The following is a 15,746-nucleotide window of genomic DNA, read 5'->3' on the forward strand; positions in this document are numbered from 1 at the left end:
CGCAATGAGGAGTAGATGATTGTGAACTATCGGAAGCTTGGAAAGACGGGGCTGGAGGTGTCGGCGCTTAGCTTTGGCGCTTCATCGCTTGGTTCCGTATTCAGAGAGACGGATGATGCCGAGAGCGTACGAACGGTGCATACGGCCGTCGACATGGGCATTAATTTAATCGACGTCTCGCCCTATTACGGTTTGACCAAGGCGGAGTCGGTGTTAGGCAAGGCGATAGCGGAAATTTCGCGGGATCGCTTTATTTTGAGTACGAAAGCAGGGCGTTACGGAGCGGAGGAGTTCGACTTCTCCGAGAAGCGCATCATTCAAAGCGTCGATGAAAGCTTGCAGCGTCTAAACACCGATTATATTGATATTTTGTTTCTGCATGACATAGAGTTCGCTCCGTTCGAGCAGGTAGCAGAGGGGGCGTTCCTTGCTCTTGATAAGCTGAAGCAGTCCGGCAAGATTCGCTTCAAAGGCGTTTCAGGCCTTCCGCTGTCGGTATTCGAGAAGTCACTGGCGTATACGGAGCTGGATGCGGTGCTGTCCTACTGCCACTATTCGCTTAATGACACGTCCTTGCTGGACATTGTGCCGCTGCTGGAGCAAAAGCAGGTCGGACTAGTCAGCGCTTCGCCGCTGTCGATGGGATTGCTCGGCAATCGAGCGCTTGCAGACTGGCATCCCGCAGGGGATGAAATTCGCGCTGCATGCAAGCAGGCCGTTGACTACTGCGTGGCTCAAGGCGCGGACATCACGAAGCTTGCCGTACAATTCGCCACAGCAAACGAAAGCATACCGACGACTCTGGTGAGTACGGCAAATCCGGATAATATTCGCAAAAATATCGAATGGTTGGATGAGCCGATCGATGAAGCGCTGCTGTCCGAAGTGCTTGCCATTCTAGAACCGATACGCAACCGAAGCTGGATCAGCGGGCTGCAAGAATACAATACGAGCGTGAACGTATAAAGGGAGAGCTGCCAGTTGAAAGCCATTGTATGTGAACAAATCGACCAGCTTAAGCTAGTGGAGCAGGAGGAGCCGGCGCTGCTGCCCGGAACGGCCATCGTTCGGATTAGGCGCATCGGTATTTGCGGTACCGATCTTCATGCGTATAAGGGAAACCAGCCTTTCTTCTCTTACCCGCGAGTGCTTGGCCACGAGCTTGCCGGGATTGTCGAACAGGCAGATGATGCGCAGGATGCCATTAAGGCAGGCGATCAGGTCAGCATCATTCCTTACATGCACTGCGGGGAATGCATCGCATGCCGTTATGGGAAAACGAACTGCTGCACGGATATGAAGGTGCTTGGCGTGCATATCGACGGAGGCATGAGAGAGCAGATTGCGGTTCCGCTGACGCATCTTCTTGTGACGAATAATTTGACGCTTGACCAGGCTGCTGTGCTGGAACCGCTCAGCATCGGGGCACATGCCGTACGGCGCGCTGAGCTGCGCGCAGGCGAGACGGTCCTTGTAATCGGATCGGGACCCATTGGCCTCGGCGTAATGGCATTTGCCAAGCATCGCGGAGCACGTGTAATCGCCATGGATATTCAAGAAGAGCGGCTCGCCTTCTGCAAGCGCTGGGCGAAGGTAGATGAGACAGTGAACGCGCTGCAAAGCGTGAAGGAGCGGCTTTCCGAATTAACGGATGGCGAGTATCCAACCGTTGTCTTCGATGCAACCGGCAATATGCGCTCGATGCAGGATGCGTTCGGCTTCGTTGCACATGGCGGCAAGCTGGTTTACGTGGGACTGGTCAAGGCGGATATTTCCTTCCATGATCCTGAATTCCATAAGCGGGAAATGACGCTGCTTGGCAGCCGCAACGCTACGATTGAGGATTTCGCAGCGGTACAGGAGGCTGTGCAGAGCGGAAGCATCGACGTAGAGAGCTTTATTACCCATCGCGTGCCGTTTACAGAGATGATCAGCGAGTTCGAAGGCTGGTTGAAGCCGGAATCGAAGGTTATTAAAGCGATGGTGGAGCTTTAGCCGAAATATGCGACATCGCAACGATTATTGAAAGTCCGATTATGGGGCATTGCAGCCCATGATCGGGCTTTCTGCTCGTTCATAGGTCAGAATCCGCAGAGCATGGTACAAAACGATTATAAGCAATTCATGCATTGACAAAGAAGGGCAGACGGAATTATGATTGGTAGCTGGCTTACAGAATTTAGGATGCGGCATAATGCTTTTTGAGCGAGTACCTAGGGGGGATATCGATGCCAAAAACAGAAAAACAATCGGAGGCAGCGCGGCAAGCGTACGAGGGTAACAACCGAACGCGGAAACAGCATGATAAGCAAAAACAAAAGGCGGAGCTAGATGAATCAGGGCGCTCTTACGTGTGGGCACTTCGTTTTCTGCTGCCCTACAAGAAGCAAATCGCGGCGCTTGCCGCGTGCGGCACGATGGCGGTCGCAGGTGAAACGCTGACGCCAAAAATGATTCAATATATCATTGATCACGTCGTTCCGAATAAGGATAAATCGTTGTTTTTGATCATATTGGCGGCGCTTACAGCCGTAAATTTACTGATGCTCGTCGCCAAAAATTATCGCAATCTGCTGCAGCGGACGATTGGCGAGCTTGCTTCACGCGATATGCAGACAGCGATCTTCAAGCATTTGCGGAGGCTTGGCTTTGCGCATTATGAGCAGCATCCGGCAGGCGAAACGCTGTCCATGTTCAACTCCGAGGTGGCTTCCGTTCAGAAAATATACCGGAACGTCCTGCCGAGCGTCATCGACAACCTATTGTTTATTATGGTAGCCATTGTGCTCCTGCTCAGCATCAGCGGCTGGTTATGTCTCATCATGCTGCCGACATTCGGCCTTTATTATTTATTCGGTCCGTATTTCGAGCGGAAGGCTGCGCTGTACGGAAGGAAGTCCGGCCAAGGCCGCATTGACTACAACCAAGCCGTGTATGAGAGTATCTCCGGCTTGCGTGAGTTCCGTGCATTTGGCTCGCAGCCTTGGTACCATGAGCGGACGCTCGGCAAGCACAAAAACTGGTCGTGTGATTATCTCTTGGCAGCAACGTTTAGCTTCGGGCGGGGAAGCTTCCGGCGGTTCACGTTTTATTTGGGAGCAATCGCTCTGTTCATCGCCGGCTACTATTCGGTTCAGAATCAATGGATTACGTTAGGTGGATTCATCGCCTTCACGCTCCTCTACATGACGACGATGTTCCGCCTCACGCTGCTCGTCACGCAGCTTACCGAGCAGAAGCTCATTATTCACCAGACGATTCCGTTGTTCCGATTCATGCATAAGCAGATTGATATTGATGACCCGGCTGATCCGATTACGCTCGCTGAGGTGCGCGGCGGCCTCGTGTTCGAGGATATCTGTTTTCAATATCCGGAGCAGCCTCCCGTAATTAATGGATTCTCGCTCACGATTCGCCCCGGAGAGAAGGTTGCTTTCGTAGGCGCAAGCGGTAACGGCAAGACGACGATGTTCAAAATGATCGGGCGATTCTATGATCCTACGTCAGGCGTCATTAAGCTTGACGGCGTACCGATTAGACAATTGACGCTGGAGCACCTGCGCGAATCGATCGGCTACGTCTTCCAAGAAACGTACCTATTCGGCTCATCGGTTAAGGAGAATATCCGTTTCGGCAAACCCGAGGCGAGCGATGAGGAGGTTATTGCAGCAGCAAAGGCAGCTTATGCGCATGACTTCATCATGCAGCTGCCTGAGGGGTACGATACGCTCGTCGGAGAGCGCGGCATGAAGCTGTCCGGCGGACAAAAGCAGCGTATAGCGATTGCACGCATGTTCGCGAAGCAGCCGGCTATCGTTCTGCTCGATGAAGCGACCTCCTCGCTGGACAACGTGAGTGAATATGAGGTGCAGCGCGCTCTTGACGAGGTGCTCAAGGGTCGAACGACGATTGCGATTGCGCATCGGCTGTCTACGGTGAAGCATTTTGACCGCATTGTGGTCATTCATAAAGGAAGAGTGGCCGAGTCTGGCAGCTATGAGGAGCTCATTGCACGTCAAGGCTTGCTATATGAGCTTGAAATGGGGCAGCTGGAAGCGGCGGAAGGGAGAGCGGTGCATGAAGTATCTTAAAATCTTTTGGTCGAACTCGGTTATGCTAAAGGGTACGTATTTGATGGTGCTGCTCTACCTAGCTCTAGAGTCGGTATCCAACTATACGCTGGTTTATGTGCAAAAAATACTAATCGATGACGTATTCACGAAAGGGAGATATGAGCTGCTGCCGATCGTAATCGGCGTATTTGCAGCGGCGGGACTTATTTATTCGCTCATGTTTACGATGACAAGCCGCAGCCTCGTCCGCAATGAATTCGCGGTCAGCCGCTCGCTGCTCTCCCGCATGCTCAAACGTCTCGAAGGCGTTCCGATCGAGCGGTTCCAGCAGGAGCGCACGGGCAAATACGTCTATTCCTTCACACAGGATCTATTCATATCTGCGAGTGTTATGGGCTGGCAAATCCCGCGCGGCATGCAGGAGATATTGAATCTTTGTATCCTCATGGTGATTATCGGTCTTGCCAGTCCCACACTGCTGCTGCTCATTGTGGGATTGTGCGCGATATATGTGCTGATTGGTTATTATTTCACGCCAAAGCTGAAGGCACAGGCGAAGCAGGTAGCGGAGAAGCGAACGGCGCTGCTCATTCAGATCGAGGAGGGGGTTGCATCAACGCGCGAGGTTGTCGCATACCACCGGCTGAAGTGGGAGTCGAGGCTGTACAACAAAATGTTTGCCGAATATTTTGAACAAGTAATGGCCGAGGGCAAGCTGGTGAACCGCCAAATCCGGTACAGCGATCCGATGAAATGGGGCATTGGCATTGTGGTGCTTGGTTATTGCGGCATGCAGCTCATTAGTGAGCAGATGTCGATCGGAACGTTCGTCATTTTGTTCCAGTTCTCGACCCAGATGGCAGATGCCTTCTATAATATTTTCCAATTCGTTATGGGTATGTCCTCTCAGCTTGCGAACGTGGATCGCGTGCAGCGGATTCTTGAGCTGGAGCAGGCTGATCCTGGGAAGAGCCGGATGGAAGGGAAGATCGATCAGCTATCGTTCGAGCAGGTAGGCTTCCGTTATTCCCCTGAGCTTCCAGAGGTCATTCGGGGCTTCACGGCGGAGCTTCCGATCGGGCAAAAGATTGCGTTCGTAGGCACGAGCGGCGGGGGAAAGTCGACCATTGCACAGCTGCTGGTACGATTCTTCGATGTGTCGCTAGGACATTTTAAGCTGAACGAAAAGGACGCGAGGGCTTACAATCGCGAGGAATGGGCGAAGCGGGTATCGATCGTATTTCAAGATCCGTATATGTTCTCGGATACGATCAGTGAGAATCTCATGCTCGGCAGAGACGGCGTATCCGTAACGGATATGGAAGAGGCTTGCCGCATTGCGCAGATTCATGATTTCATACTTGGTCTGCCGGAAGGTTATGCCACCAACATCGGAGAGCGGGGCATTAAGCTGTCCGGGGGCCAGCGTCAGCGCATTGCGATTGCTCGGGCGATTGTTACCAATCCCGAAATATTGGTGCTGGACGAGGCCACCTCTGCGCTCGATCTGGAGACGGAGCGGCAGCTGCTTGGGGAGCTTGAAGCCAGACGCGAGGGATTGACGACGATCATGATCGCACACCGGCTGTCTACGATTGAGAATGCGGACGTGATTTTCGTCATGGATCAGGGAGCCTTGGCGGAGTCGGGCACGCATCAGGAGCTGCTGGCTGAGGGCAGAGTTTATCAGCAGCTGCTTATGGCGCAGCATTAATGAATGAAGGGGAACGATTTTAGGGGCATGTAACAAAATCATAGTTAAGTAAAACCCGTAAGCCACATGTGAGTGTAACAACTCCGTGTGGTTTCTTTTGCATTCGAGCTTATTCAAAAGGGGAATATTTTAACCAATTTTTCCATAAAAGCGGAGGATTGCTAGAAATCATTGATTAGCAACTTATGGAAATATATTTACGGCTAATTTTTTTTGTAGTTATTTATAGTTTTATGGAATCTGATTGTTAATCGTCTTAAACAGTTGGATAGTATAATCTTTAAACGTCTTGGTCGCATTGGACATATACCGATTGCCTCTCCAAGATAGGTTAATTTCTCGATGGCTTTCAGGTTTTTCAATTGCTACAGGGATAATAGTAGAACTTAAGATGGAACGCTGCGTTATCGAAGGAATAAGCGCAATCCCCACCTTATTCTGGAGCATGACTTTAACTGTTTGTACGCTGTCGCTCTCGAATACAATATTGGGTTGAAAGCCGGAGAAATGGCAAATACTATCAGAAAGTGTCCGTATGCTAGCCCCTTTTGTATAGCTAATAAATTTATAATCGGCTGCCTCACTGAGGTGAATGCTTTTACGCTTGGCTAGCGGATGATCGGATGGAACGGCGAGAACGAGATCCTCCTTTAGCAACAAGGTGCTTTCTAGTTCAGGATAGTGAGATGGAGTTGCGGAGATACATAAATCCCAGTCGTTCGACAACAACGATTCATCCTTGTCACGTCTCACCAATTGCAGATTGATTTTAGGATAAATCTTATAAAAATTAATAAATAGATCGGGCATCAAGTTGGAAGCAGCAAGGATAAGTAGCCGTATTTTTCCGCTGGGCTCCTCTGTTGTATCTTTTAACTCCTGCAATGAATCATCGACATGGTTTACAATTGCGATTGCATGTTTGTAGAACTTAGCACCATGCTGGTTCAATTGTATGCCTCTTCCCAGACGATCGAATAGCTGCATGCCCACTTCCTTCTCGAGAAGCGCAATGGTTTTACTAATCGAAGGCTGTGAAACATGGAACTCATCGGCTGCCCGAGTAATGCTACCGCACTGGGCAACCTTGCAGAAGTATCTCAATTGTAACAACTCCACGTAAATCCTCCTGTTCATAATAAACCATTTAATTATCACGTTGATCTTGTTGTTTCATAACCTTAAATCTATGGATTATATGAATCATTATGTATTAGACGCTTTGTATGGTCAAGGCTATACTTGGTCTCAAGAGAATAAAGTAAACGGTACCAAGGAGGTGAGCGTGTGATAGTTGAGACGCGTCATGGAAAAGTCCGGGGTTACGCGGATAACGACATGCATGTGTTCAAAGGAATTCCCTATGCTAAAGCTCCAATGGGACAGTTGCGATTTAAACCTCCAGTTATGATAGAAAACTGGGAAGGGACATGGGACGCGACGGTTAATGGAAATCGTGCCATGCAGCAATGTCGGAAAGAGGGCTACTTCTATTCTGAGGATTGTTTGAATTTAGATATATGGACTCCAGCGGCGGACAATAAGAAACGACCGGTCATCTTTTTCATTCAAGGCGACGGACTCTTTGAAAATAGTAGTTCAAACGATTTCGCTGACGGTCACCGATTAATTCAAGGAAGAGAGGCGGTATTGGTCTCGCTGAATTACCGACTTGGTGCATTTGGTTATCTTTATTTAGGAGATATAGTAGGCGATCAATACGCAGAGTCCGGCAATTGCGGTTTGTTGGATCAGATTTGTGCATTGCAATGGGTAAGAAACAATATCGCGGCATTTGGGGGTGACCCTGAAACGATCATTTTGATGGGGCATTCGACTGCTAATCTTATGGTTACACCACGTGCACAAGGGATGTTTTGCAGGGCGATTATCCAAAGCGGGGGAGTCCAGTGCATAAGGGACCATGTAACGGCAACAGCGCTAGCAAAATACGTACTGGAATCATGTCTAAGACAAAGTAATGGACATACCGAGGCTGAGTGGCTCCAATCGATGTGTGCGGAAGAGTTGCTGGCAGGTCAAATTAAAGCTTACGAACGAATCTCGCGGGGACATTTATTCGGTCCCGTTATAGACGGACTCGTAATTGTAGAGTCACCTGAAAGTTTTATTTCATCGGATACATTCATTAGCGTTCCGGTGCTTATTGGCTATGCGAAAGATGAGTTGACTCCGGTTTGTGTAGATTTGGATTTCAAAGAAGAAGCTGTTCCGAAGAAGCTGTTCTACAGCTATGGTGACAACAGTGATTACTTATTCGGTAAATATTTGGAATTCAGAGAGCAGTTGCATCCAAGCATAGCCTTTGGCAAGTTGCAAACTCAGTATATATACGGCGATGCTAGCATTTCACTAACGCAATTACTCGCCGAGAATGGCTGCGAGGTTTGGTGCTATCGATGGGATTTTACCGGCAACTCCTTGCCGAACCATTCATCGGAAATACCCTATATCTTTGGAATTAGCGATAGAGAGTGGGAGAAGGGGTACCGTCAGGAGCATACCTTTATGGCAGCTATTATGAACAAAACGTGGATGACTTTCATTCTTACTGGAAACCCGAACCATCCGGAGCTTCCGAATTGGCCCTCCTGTAGCTCGGGAGAAATCGGTTACCGGATTTTGCTTGACGAAAAGTGCTATGTAGAACCGATTCATTTACATGCTTATGACAAACGATTTCCGATGCAAGTAATTCAATTAAGTGGATTTGAAAGCGCTTTTCGCAATGAGGGGGGATAAATAAATTGACAGCATGAACGATTCTCTTCAAATGATGGTAACCTTCGCGATTGCAATTGTAACAGGCTGGTTAGCCAAAAAGCTAAAAGTGCCGGCAGGCGCTTTGGTTGGAGGATTAATTGGTGTATCCGCCTTTCACGTACTAACAGGAGCAGCCGCGGTTCCCGGTCTAGCACGGCCAATCCTACAAATAGCAGGGGGAGCTCTCCTCGGCCATGCGATAAGTAAATCCGATTTAATCAACTTAAGATATCTGATTAAGCCGGCTCTGCTGCTCATTATGGGGCTTATCGCCATCAATATCGTTCTAGGCTATCTCCTATTCAAGCTAAGCCATCTCGATTTGGCGACTGCGATGTATGCGGCGGCACCTGGCGGTGTCTCGGATATGGCGCTCATAATCGAGGAGTTGAATGGTGATACGACGACCGTCTCGATTTTACAAATCTTTCGACTCTTTAGCATTTATCTATTGTATCCGCCCGTCTTCAAGCTATTGACCAAAAGATTCAGCCCCAAGCAAGAACAATTGATTGGACTGGATACCGTCACGCAGGAAATAAGCGCTGCACTTGAAACGACTAAATGGCGGGAACCGAAGCCAGGCACGAGATTACAAACGGTTAACTTTCTCCAAACGCTGCTGGCAAGCGTATTCGGGGGGCTGCTACTGATCTTCCTGAAAGTGCCGGCCGGAGGTATGGTTGGAGGCGTTCTATTTAGCGGATTCTTCAATGTGCGGACCGGACGAGGATACGTTCCGAAAAAATTCGGATTTTTCCTTCAAACAGGCGTTGGGGCATTAATCGGCTCAAACATGACAAAGGACAGCTTATTAGCCATCCGGCATTTGATTATTCCCATTGTCATCATGACGATTTCACTCATCCTGTTTACGGTTGTCTTAGGCTACGCCATGTTTAAATTAACATCGCTCGACATCACGACCAGTGTTCTCGCTATTACGCCAGGAGGCATTCAGGAAATGTCGATGATCGCGAGAGACTTAGGCTGTGATACAACACCGGTCATCGTTATGCACACCGTTAGGCTTGTCGCCGTCATATGCATTTTTCCGAGCCTTATTATGCTACTCATTTAGAAAGGGGCCACTTACATGAACATTCTCATTACCGGTGCCGACCGAGGCTTAGGCTTCGGCATGGCGCAACAGCTGTTACAACGCGGACATATCGTATTCGCTGGACAGTATATGGACGATTGGAATGAGCTCAAAATATTGAAGCATAACTATCCCGATCGCTTGCATCTCATCGGGTTGAACATATCTAACCAGGCCAGCGTGGAAGAGGCTAAGCGTCAGATCGAGAAGGTTACAGATGAGCTCGATGCCATTATTAATAATGCTGGGGTAAACGGAAGAAGGACAGACGACGAACCATTGAAACAAAATTACGATGCCATGTTGGCGGTGTATAACGTGAACACCATCGGAGCGATTCGAATTACAGAAGTGTTCCACGACATGCTTGAGAAAGGAAGAGAGAAGCGGCTCATCTTCGTCTCATCCGAAGCGGGTAGCATAACGGAGAGCAAGCGGACGGATTTCTATTCCTACTGTATGTCCAAGGCTGCTCTCAATATGTACGTTAAGATCCTATACAACCGCTTGCATCCTGACGGCTATCGGTTTCGCTTGTATCATCCCGGATGGATCAAGTCCTACATGGGAGGGCAGCTATCCGATCGCGGGGAGTTAACGATCGAAGAAGCAGCCAATAGAGCAATCGACTACTTCTTTGACCAACAGGTCGACGAAAATCAGCTGGTCCTTCGCGGCTACGACGGAAATATTCATCCATTCTAACTGAACTATGATTTGGAGGTTTTATTATGGCATTTGTACAGGTTGAGCTTTTCTCGGAAACACTCGGTTTATCCGACACGGTTCATGTGCTCGTACCTCAGCGATTAAGACGGAAGGAGGGGCATGTCAGCCAATCATTTCGCCGGCCGTATCCGGTCTTGTACTTGCTCCATGGTGGTTCTGACAACCATACGAGTTGGATGAGAAAAACGTCTCTGGAACGGTATGTTGAGGAGCTCGGGATCGTCGTCGTCATGCCTTCCGTTCAATACAGTTTTTATGCGGACCAGAAGCAGGGTTTTCCGTACTTCACCTATTTGTCGGAGGAGTTACCAGAGATTATTCGTGATCTCTTCCCCGTCTCTGGCCTTCGTGAGGATACCTTCGCGGCTGGCTTATCCATGGGAGGCTACGGTGCCTTCAAGCTGGGGATCAATTGTCCAGAGCGCTTCGCCGCCGTGGCAAGTTTGTCCGGAAGCATCGACCAGAGGGATCGGTTGGGTTCCAGCTCATCGATCAGCAATAAAATAATGCTGGAGATGGCACGCCTTACCTTCGGTTCAATTAAGGAATATGAGCATAGTCAAAATGATTTGGCTTGGTTACTGGAGCAGCATTTGGTAAGAGGTACGGAGCTTCCGAGGTTCTATATGGCATGTGGCACGAAGGACCATAACTATACAATCAATAATGATTTCTTTCGCCAATTCGGCTCCAGATTGAGCCTTGACTATGAGGTGGCGCCGGAACGGGGCCATGATTGGACTTTTTGGGACGAATACATCCAAAAGGTGTTGAATTGGTTGCCGATCAGGGGGAAGGCCTATGAATAATCTGTCAAAGGATATTGCCCAGGCTCAAAACCTAACTGTTCGTAGGGAAGGATCTTTTTTTAGAAAAATGCTGCAGCAGCGTTACTTATATTTTATGTCTATTCCGTTCGTCATTTGGCTCATTATTTTTAGCTATATGCCAGTATGGGGATGGCTGATGGCTTTCCAAAATTACAAGCCAGGCAAATCCATTCTTGATCAAAAGTGGGTAGGCTTCGACCAATTCCAGATGCTGTTCCAAGATGCCAGCTTCTATCTCGTACTTCGGAACACGCTCGCTATGAGCGTTTTGGGGTTGATCGTCGGATTTACGGTTCCAGTCATTTTTGCTTTATTAATTAATGAGATAAGAGGAAGCGCTTTCAAAAGAATGGTTCAAACCGTGTCTTACTTGCCCCATTTCGTCTCATGGGTCGTCGTTGCGGGGCTGGTCACCAAAATGCTCTCAGTTGAAGGAGGGGTGATCAATGAACTGCTCATATCGCTTCATCTCATCCAAGAACCCATTCAATTTTTAGCCAAGGGAGAATATTTCTGGTCCGTTGTTACGGTATCCGATATGTGGAAGGAAACGGGCTGGAACTCGATCATATTCCTTGCTGCCATGGCGGGAATTGACCAGGAACAGTACGAGGCGGCTACAGTGGACGGGGCGGGGCGACTACGTAGGATGTGGCATATTACGCTGCCGGGTATACGGACAACATTCATGGTTTTACTTATTTTGTCGATCGGTCACCTTATTAGCATTGGCTTTGAGAAGCAGTTCCTGCTCGGAAACTCACTCGTCTCGGATTATTCTCGCGTGCTCGATCTGTACGCCCTTGATTACGGAATCGGAATGTCTCGTTATTCATTCGGGACAGCGATTGGAATATTCAATTCGGTCGTAGGCATTATCCTTGTGTTGACCGCGAATGGCATCTATCGGCGAATCACTAAAGAGAGCATCATTTAGAAAGGGAGGGCGCAATGAGACATTCCAAAAGCAGAAGCCGTGGCGAATTAAGCTTCGACATTTTCTTATACATCGTTATGTGCCTGGTCACTATCGTCACGCTGTATCCATTCTTGAATGTATTGGCCATCTCGCTTAATGAATCATCGGATACGGTAAAAGGAAATATTTACTTTTGGCCAAGAGCTTTTACCTGGCAGAACTACGAAACGATTTTGCAATACCCTAATTTGATCATCGGCTTCCGTAATTCGGTATTACGATCGGCTAGCGGAACGCTGGTGGGAGTGCTAGGCGCTGCAATGGTCGCTTACGTGTTAAGTAGGGCGGATTTCCAAGCGAGAAAACTGTTCTCGACCCTATTCGTTCTAACGATGTATTTCAGCGGCGGACTTATACCCGTATACATGCTGATTCGAAACCTTAACCTCATAGGCTCATTCTGGGTGTACATCATTCCCGGCATAATGAGCGTATGGAATATGTTCATTATTCGTTCTTTCATAGCTGGTTTGCCATATGCACTGCAAGAATCAGCGAAAATCGACGGCGCCAATGATTTCAAAATCTTCTATAAGATTATTTTACCGTTATGTTCGCCGGTGCTAGCCACAGTTGCGCTGTTCATTGCGGTGGGTCAGTGGAATTCCTGGTTCGATACCTATCTGTACAACAGCTCTAAGGAACAACTGACGACGCTGCAATTCGAGCTGATGAAAGTGTTGCAAAGCACGCAGACGTTTACTGAAGCGACCTACAATCCGAGCGTTGCGCAAAGTATGGCGAGTGTGTCGCCGGAGTCGATTAAAATGGCGATTACGATCTTGTGTACGGTACCGATTTTGCTTGTGTATCCATTCGTACAGAAGTATTTCGTTAAGGGCGTAACACTCGGTGCAGTTAAAGCGTGAAGTCTGGTAAAAGCGAATCTTGGCATGGTATCTGCAGGGAAACCTGAGATGCACATAGATATGATATTTGGGGAGGTAGTTTCATTTGTTCAAAAAGAATGCAAGAGTATTAGCGACAGGTTTATTGGCTTCCACGCTGCTTATTGCAGCAGGGTGCTCGGGTTCAGGTGACAATGGGGATACGATTAAAGGTAATGTGTCAGGCAATGCCGGAGGTGCAGCCGCACCTTTTACGGCAACAATCTACAGTGCAAGCGTGAATGGAACTTGGGACGATATGCAGAGCAGGATTGGGAAGAAAATAACTAAAAAAACAGGTGCAACGTTAAAGATTGAATTCCCTGTCGGTGGCGCAACTGCCCAGAAGATTCCCCTTATGATCTCGAGCGGAGAGTATCCGGACATGATCATCCCGGAAAAGGATATGGGCAAGCTCGTAGACGCAGGTGCCATGATTGACCTTCGCCCACTCATCGACAAATACGGTCCGAATATTAAGAAAGTGTATGGTGAATACATGAATCGGCTCGTCTGGAGCAAGGACGACGACGCTATCTACTTCCTGCCTTATGCGGGAGTTGGAGGTGAGCAGCTTGAAGCCAATGGAGGCTTTCAAATTCAGCATCGCGTCTTGAAGGAGCTAGGCTATCCTAACATTGTGACTGTTCAAGACTATGAAAATGCTATAAAGACGTATTTGGATAATAATCCTACAACCGACGGACAGCCGACGATAGGCATGACGCTTAATGCAGGTGAATGGCAGATTAAAATCTCAACGACTAATCCCGCATTTGCCGTGACGGGTGGATCGGACGATGGCGAATTCCAAATTGATGACGAATCGCACGAAGCAGTCTATCATTATTTGCGTCCGCAAGAGAAGGAGTATTTCCGCTGGCTGAATCATTTGTTCAATATCGGTATATTGGACAAAGACAGTTTCACGCAAAAATACGATCAATATAAGTCCAAAGTGTCGACGGGACGGGTACTCGGGATTATCGACCAAGTGTGGGATTACTATGACGCGGAGCAAGTATTGAAGAAAGAAGGTAAGTTCGATCAGACGTATGCGCGCTTCCCAGTTACGCTTGATGCGAGCATTAAGCGCAAGGATCTTCAAAGCACGGGTTATCTGGCAGGCTACGGAATTGGAATTACGACCAGCGCGAAGCATCCTGAAGAGCTGATTAAGATGCTAGATTACATGGCATCGGATGAAGGCCAAGTTTTGCGCAGCTGGGGCATTGAAGGAATCGATTATATGGTAGAGGACGGTATGCGCGTTATCCCCCAAGAGGTCCAGGATAAGAAATCGAACGATGCAAACAGTTTTAAGAAGGAAAGCGGTGTTGGCAATTATAATTTCGCTCCTATGTACGGTGACGGCGTGCTTGACTCTTCTGGAAATTCGTATACGACAAATGTCAAGAGCCAAATCATTGCCGCATACTCAGATGCTGACCGCGAGACGTTGAGCCATTATGACGCAGAACGTTATCTTGATCTATGGCCTCAAGCTGACGAATTTCCTGTTAAAGCGTGGGGCGCAGCGTGGAACATTTCGAAGGAAACGGGCTCTGAGCTGGACGTCTTGGCGAAAAAAGCGGATGAAACCATGAAGAAACGCATTCCCGAGGCTATTATGGCAAAGCCGGATCATTTCGATACCGTTTGGGATAACTTTATGAAGGATCTTGATAAATTAGGAATTGAGAAGGTGAACGATCTTACTACGCAGTTAGTTAAAGAAAGAATCGAGCTATGGAAATAACGATTAGGTGAAAGGATAACCCTGCGCTGATTCGGTGCAGGGTTATCTTATAGAGAGGATACATGCAAATTGAAAACGTACACAGGAATAGCGCTAGGTCATTACTCAGACGCAAGATATCACCCATTTAACGAAATTGATAAAGAGATTGAGCAAATTTTTGAAGGTAAAATCCAGGTCGAAAGCACGGATCGATACGAAAGATTGAATACCGATAGTTTGTCTGTTTGCGAATTGTTCATATCCTACACGGAATTTATAAAGGAGAAGCCGTTACCTGCGGAACAGGTGGCTGCGTTACTGTCATTTGTTGCGAACGGGGGTGGCTTGCTTGCCATCCACAACGGGATTTCCTTACAGCGAAATGACGAACTAGCGAGCATGCTAGGGGCCAGGTTTACGGGACATCCCGCCTTTACTTCGTTATCTGTTCAAATCCGCGATTATAGCCATCCGATCATGCATGGGATTAATCCATTTACTATTGAGGATGAGCCATATCGGTTTTCGTTTAGTCCGTTGCTGCAGACGACAGTGCTTGCCGAATACGAGCATGAAGGAAAGCTGTGGCCGGCGGCTTGGGCTCATGAATTTGGTCGTGGAAGGATCGTTTATTTAATGCCCGGTCATCAGCTATCCTCCTTTAAGATAGAGGCGTATAGAAAGTTGATTTTGAATAGCGGATTATGGGCAGCCAGGATTATATAGACCTAACAACTCAGTGCAACAATAGTTCAAACTGTTCGAAGCAAATAAAGTCCCAATCACTTATTTCGGCGACACGGGGCGGCCGAATCATTCAACTGACTGTATGCAACAAAACAGCAGTCATAGATGGGAAACTGGCGCTAATGAGCACGACGCCGACATATGTGGATGGCAGACGTAC

13 protein-coding genes are annotated in these 15,746 nt (G+C 48.2%); 12 read left to right on the forward strand and 1 reads right to left on the reverse strand.

Translation table 11 applies throughout. The features are described 5' to 3' along the window. The first annotated feature begins 21 nt into the window (after positions 1 to 21). The 4 genes from AB4Z29_RS20705 (at position 22) to AB4Z29_RS20720 (ending at position 5,787) form a co-directional block, all read left to right on the forward strand. Positions 22 to 966 carry an aldo/keto reductase gene (locus AB4Z29_RS20705; RefSeq protein WP_441944889.1) on the forward strand — a complete coding sequence of 315 codons (945 nt, stop codon included), beginning with the start codon at positions 22 to 24 and terminating at the stop codon, positions 964 to 966. Between the two features lie 15 nt (positions 967 to 981). Next, entirely contained in the window at positions 982 to 1,995 is a 1,014-nt protein-coding gene (locus AB4Z29_RS20710; RefSeq protein ID WP_441944890.1) for a zinc-binding alcohol dehydrogenase family protein, read from the forward strand. 233 nt (positions 1,996 to 2,228) lie between these two features. Next, positions 2,229 to 4,091 carry an ABC transporter ATP-binding protein gene (locus tag AB4Z29_RS20715; protein ID WP_441944891.1) on the forward strand — a complete coding sequence of 621 codons (1,863 nt, stop codon included), beginning with the start codon at positions 2,229 to 2,231 and terminating at the stop codon, positions 4,089 to 4,091. Then, positions 4,078 to 5,787, forward strand: a complete 1,710-nt coding sequence (locus AB4Z29_RS20720) for an ABC transporter ATP-binding protein (protein ID WP_441944892.1) — start codon at positions 4,078 to 4,080, stop codon at positions 5,785 to 5,787. Before AB4Z29_RS20715 ends, AB4Z29_RS20720 begins: the two co-directional genes overlap by 14 nt. 231 nt (positions 5,788 to 6,018) lie before the next feature. Here AB4Z29_RS20720 and AB4Z29_RS20725 read toward each other — a convergent pair whose 3' ends face one another. Next, positions 6,019 to 6,906: a LysR family transcriptional regulator gene (locus AB4Z29_RS20725; protein ID WP_441944893.1), complete on the reverse strand. Its 888-nt coding sequence runs from the start codon at positions 6,904 to 6,906 to the stop codon at positions 6,019 to 6,021. Between the two features lie 168 nt (positions 6,907 to 7,074). Between AB4Z29_RS20725 and AB4Z29_RS20730 the strand changes: the two genes are divergently transcribed. The 8 genes from AB4Z29_RS20730 (at position 7,075) to AB4Z29_RS20765 (ending at position 15,565) form a co-directional block, all read left to right on the forward strand. Then, a complete protein-coding gene (locus AB4Z29_RS20730; protein WP_441944894.1) occupies positions 7,075 to 8,550 on the forward strand; it encodes a carboxylesterase/lipase family protein in 1,476 nt (491 codons plus the stop codon). A 13-nt stretch (positions 8,551 to 8,563) separates the two neighbouring features. Next, positions 8,564 to 9,652 (forward strand): AbrB family transcriptional regulator, encoded by a 1,089-nt coding sequence (locus AB4Z29_RS20735; RefSeq protein ID WP_441944895.1) that lies wholly within the window; start codon positions 8,564 to 8,566, stop codon positions 9,650 to 9,652. A gap of 15 nt (positions 9,653 to 9,667) precedes the next feature. After that, the gene (locus tag AB4Z29_RS20740; protein WP_441944896.1) at positions 9,668 to 10,378 is read left to right on the forward strand and encodes an SDR family NAD(P)-dependent oxidoreductase; all 711 of its coding nucleotides are present in this window, start codon (positions 9,668 to 9,670) and stop codon (positions 10,376 to 10,378) included. Between the two features lie 26 nt (positions 10,379 to 10,404). Next, a complete protein-coding gene (locus AB4Z29_RS20745) occupies positions 10,405 to 11,211 on the forward strand; it encodes an alpha/beta hydrolase (protein ID WP_441944897.1) in 807 nt (268 codons plus the stop codon). Positions 11,212 to 11,278: 67 nt separating this feature from the next. Beyond that, positions 11,279 to 12,169 (forward strand): ABC transporter permease, encoded by an 891-nt coding sequence (locus AB4Z29_RS20750; RefSeq protein WP_441944969.1) that lies wholly within the window; start codon positions 11,279 to 11,281, stop codon positions 12,167 to 12,169. Between the two features lie 14 nt (positions 12,170 to 12,183). Next, on the forward strand, positions 12,184 to 13,080 hold the full coding sequence (locus AB4Z29_RS20755) for a carbohydrate ABC transporter permease (protein ID WP_441944898.1): 897 nt from the start codon (positions 12,184 to 12,186) through the stop codon (positions 13,078 to 13,080). Between the two features lie 85 nt (positions 13,081 to 13,165). Further along, on the forward strand, positions 13,166 to 14,857 hold the full coding sequence (locus AB4Z29_RS20760; RefSeq protein ID WP_441944899.1) for an ABC transporter substrate-binding protein: 1,692 nt from the start codon (positions 13,166 to 13,168) through the stop codon (positions 14,855 to 14,857). A 69-nt stretch (positions 14,858 to 14,926) separates the two neighbouring features. Then, positions 14,927 to 15,565, forward strand: a complete 639-nt coding sequence (locus AB4Z29_RS20765; protein WP_441944900.1) for a ThuA domain-containing protein — start codon at positions 14,927 to 14,929, stop codon at positions 15,563 to 15,565. Positions 15,566 to 15,746: the final 181 nt, after the last annotated feature.

This window comes from Paenibacillus sp. 2TAB23 (assembly GCF_052115165.1).
GTDB lineage: Bacteria > Bacillota > Bacilli > Paenibacillales > Paenibacillaceae > Pristimantibacillus.

Bases quoted from the DNA above. Each gene is read 5' to 3' on its own strand.
- AB4Z29_RS20740 (WP_441944896.1), top strand. From the start codon at position 9,668: ATGAACATTCTCATTACCGGTGCCGACCGAGGCTTAGGCTTCGGCATG.
- AB4Z29_RS20735 (WP_441944895.1), top strand. From the start codon at position 8,564: ATGAACGATTCTCTTCAAATGATGGTAACCTTCGCGATTGCAATTGTA.
- AB4Z29_RS20715 (WP_441944891.1), top strand. From the start codon at position 2,229: ATGCCAAAAACAGAAAAACAATCGGAGGCAGCGCGGCAAGCGTACGAG.
- AB4Z29_RS20750 (WP_441944969.1), top strand. From the start codon at position 11,279: ATGCTGCAGCAGCGTTACTTATATTTTATGTCTATTCCGTTCGTCATT.
- AB4Z29_RS20720 (WP_441944892.1), top strand. From the start codon at position 4,078: ATGAAGTATCTTAAAATCTTTTGGTCGAACTCGGTTATGCTAAAGGGT.
- AB4Z29_RS20755 (WP_441944898.1), top strand. From the start codon at position 12,184: ATGAGACATTCCAAAAGCAGAAGCCGTGGCGAATTAAGCTTCGACATT.
- AB4Z29_RS20745 (WP_441944897.1), top strand. From the start codon at position 10,405: ATGGCATTTGTACAGGTTGAGCTTTTCTCGGAAACACTCGGTTTATCC.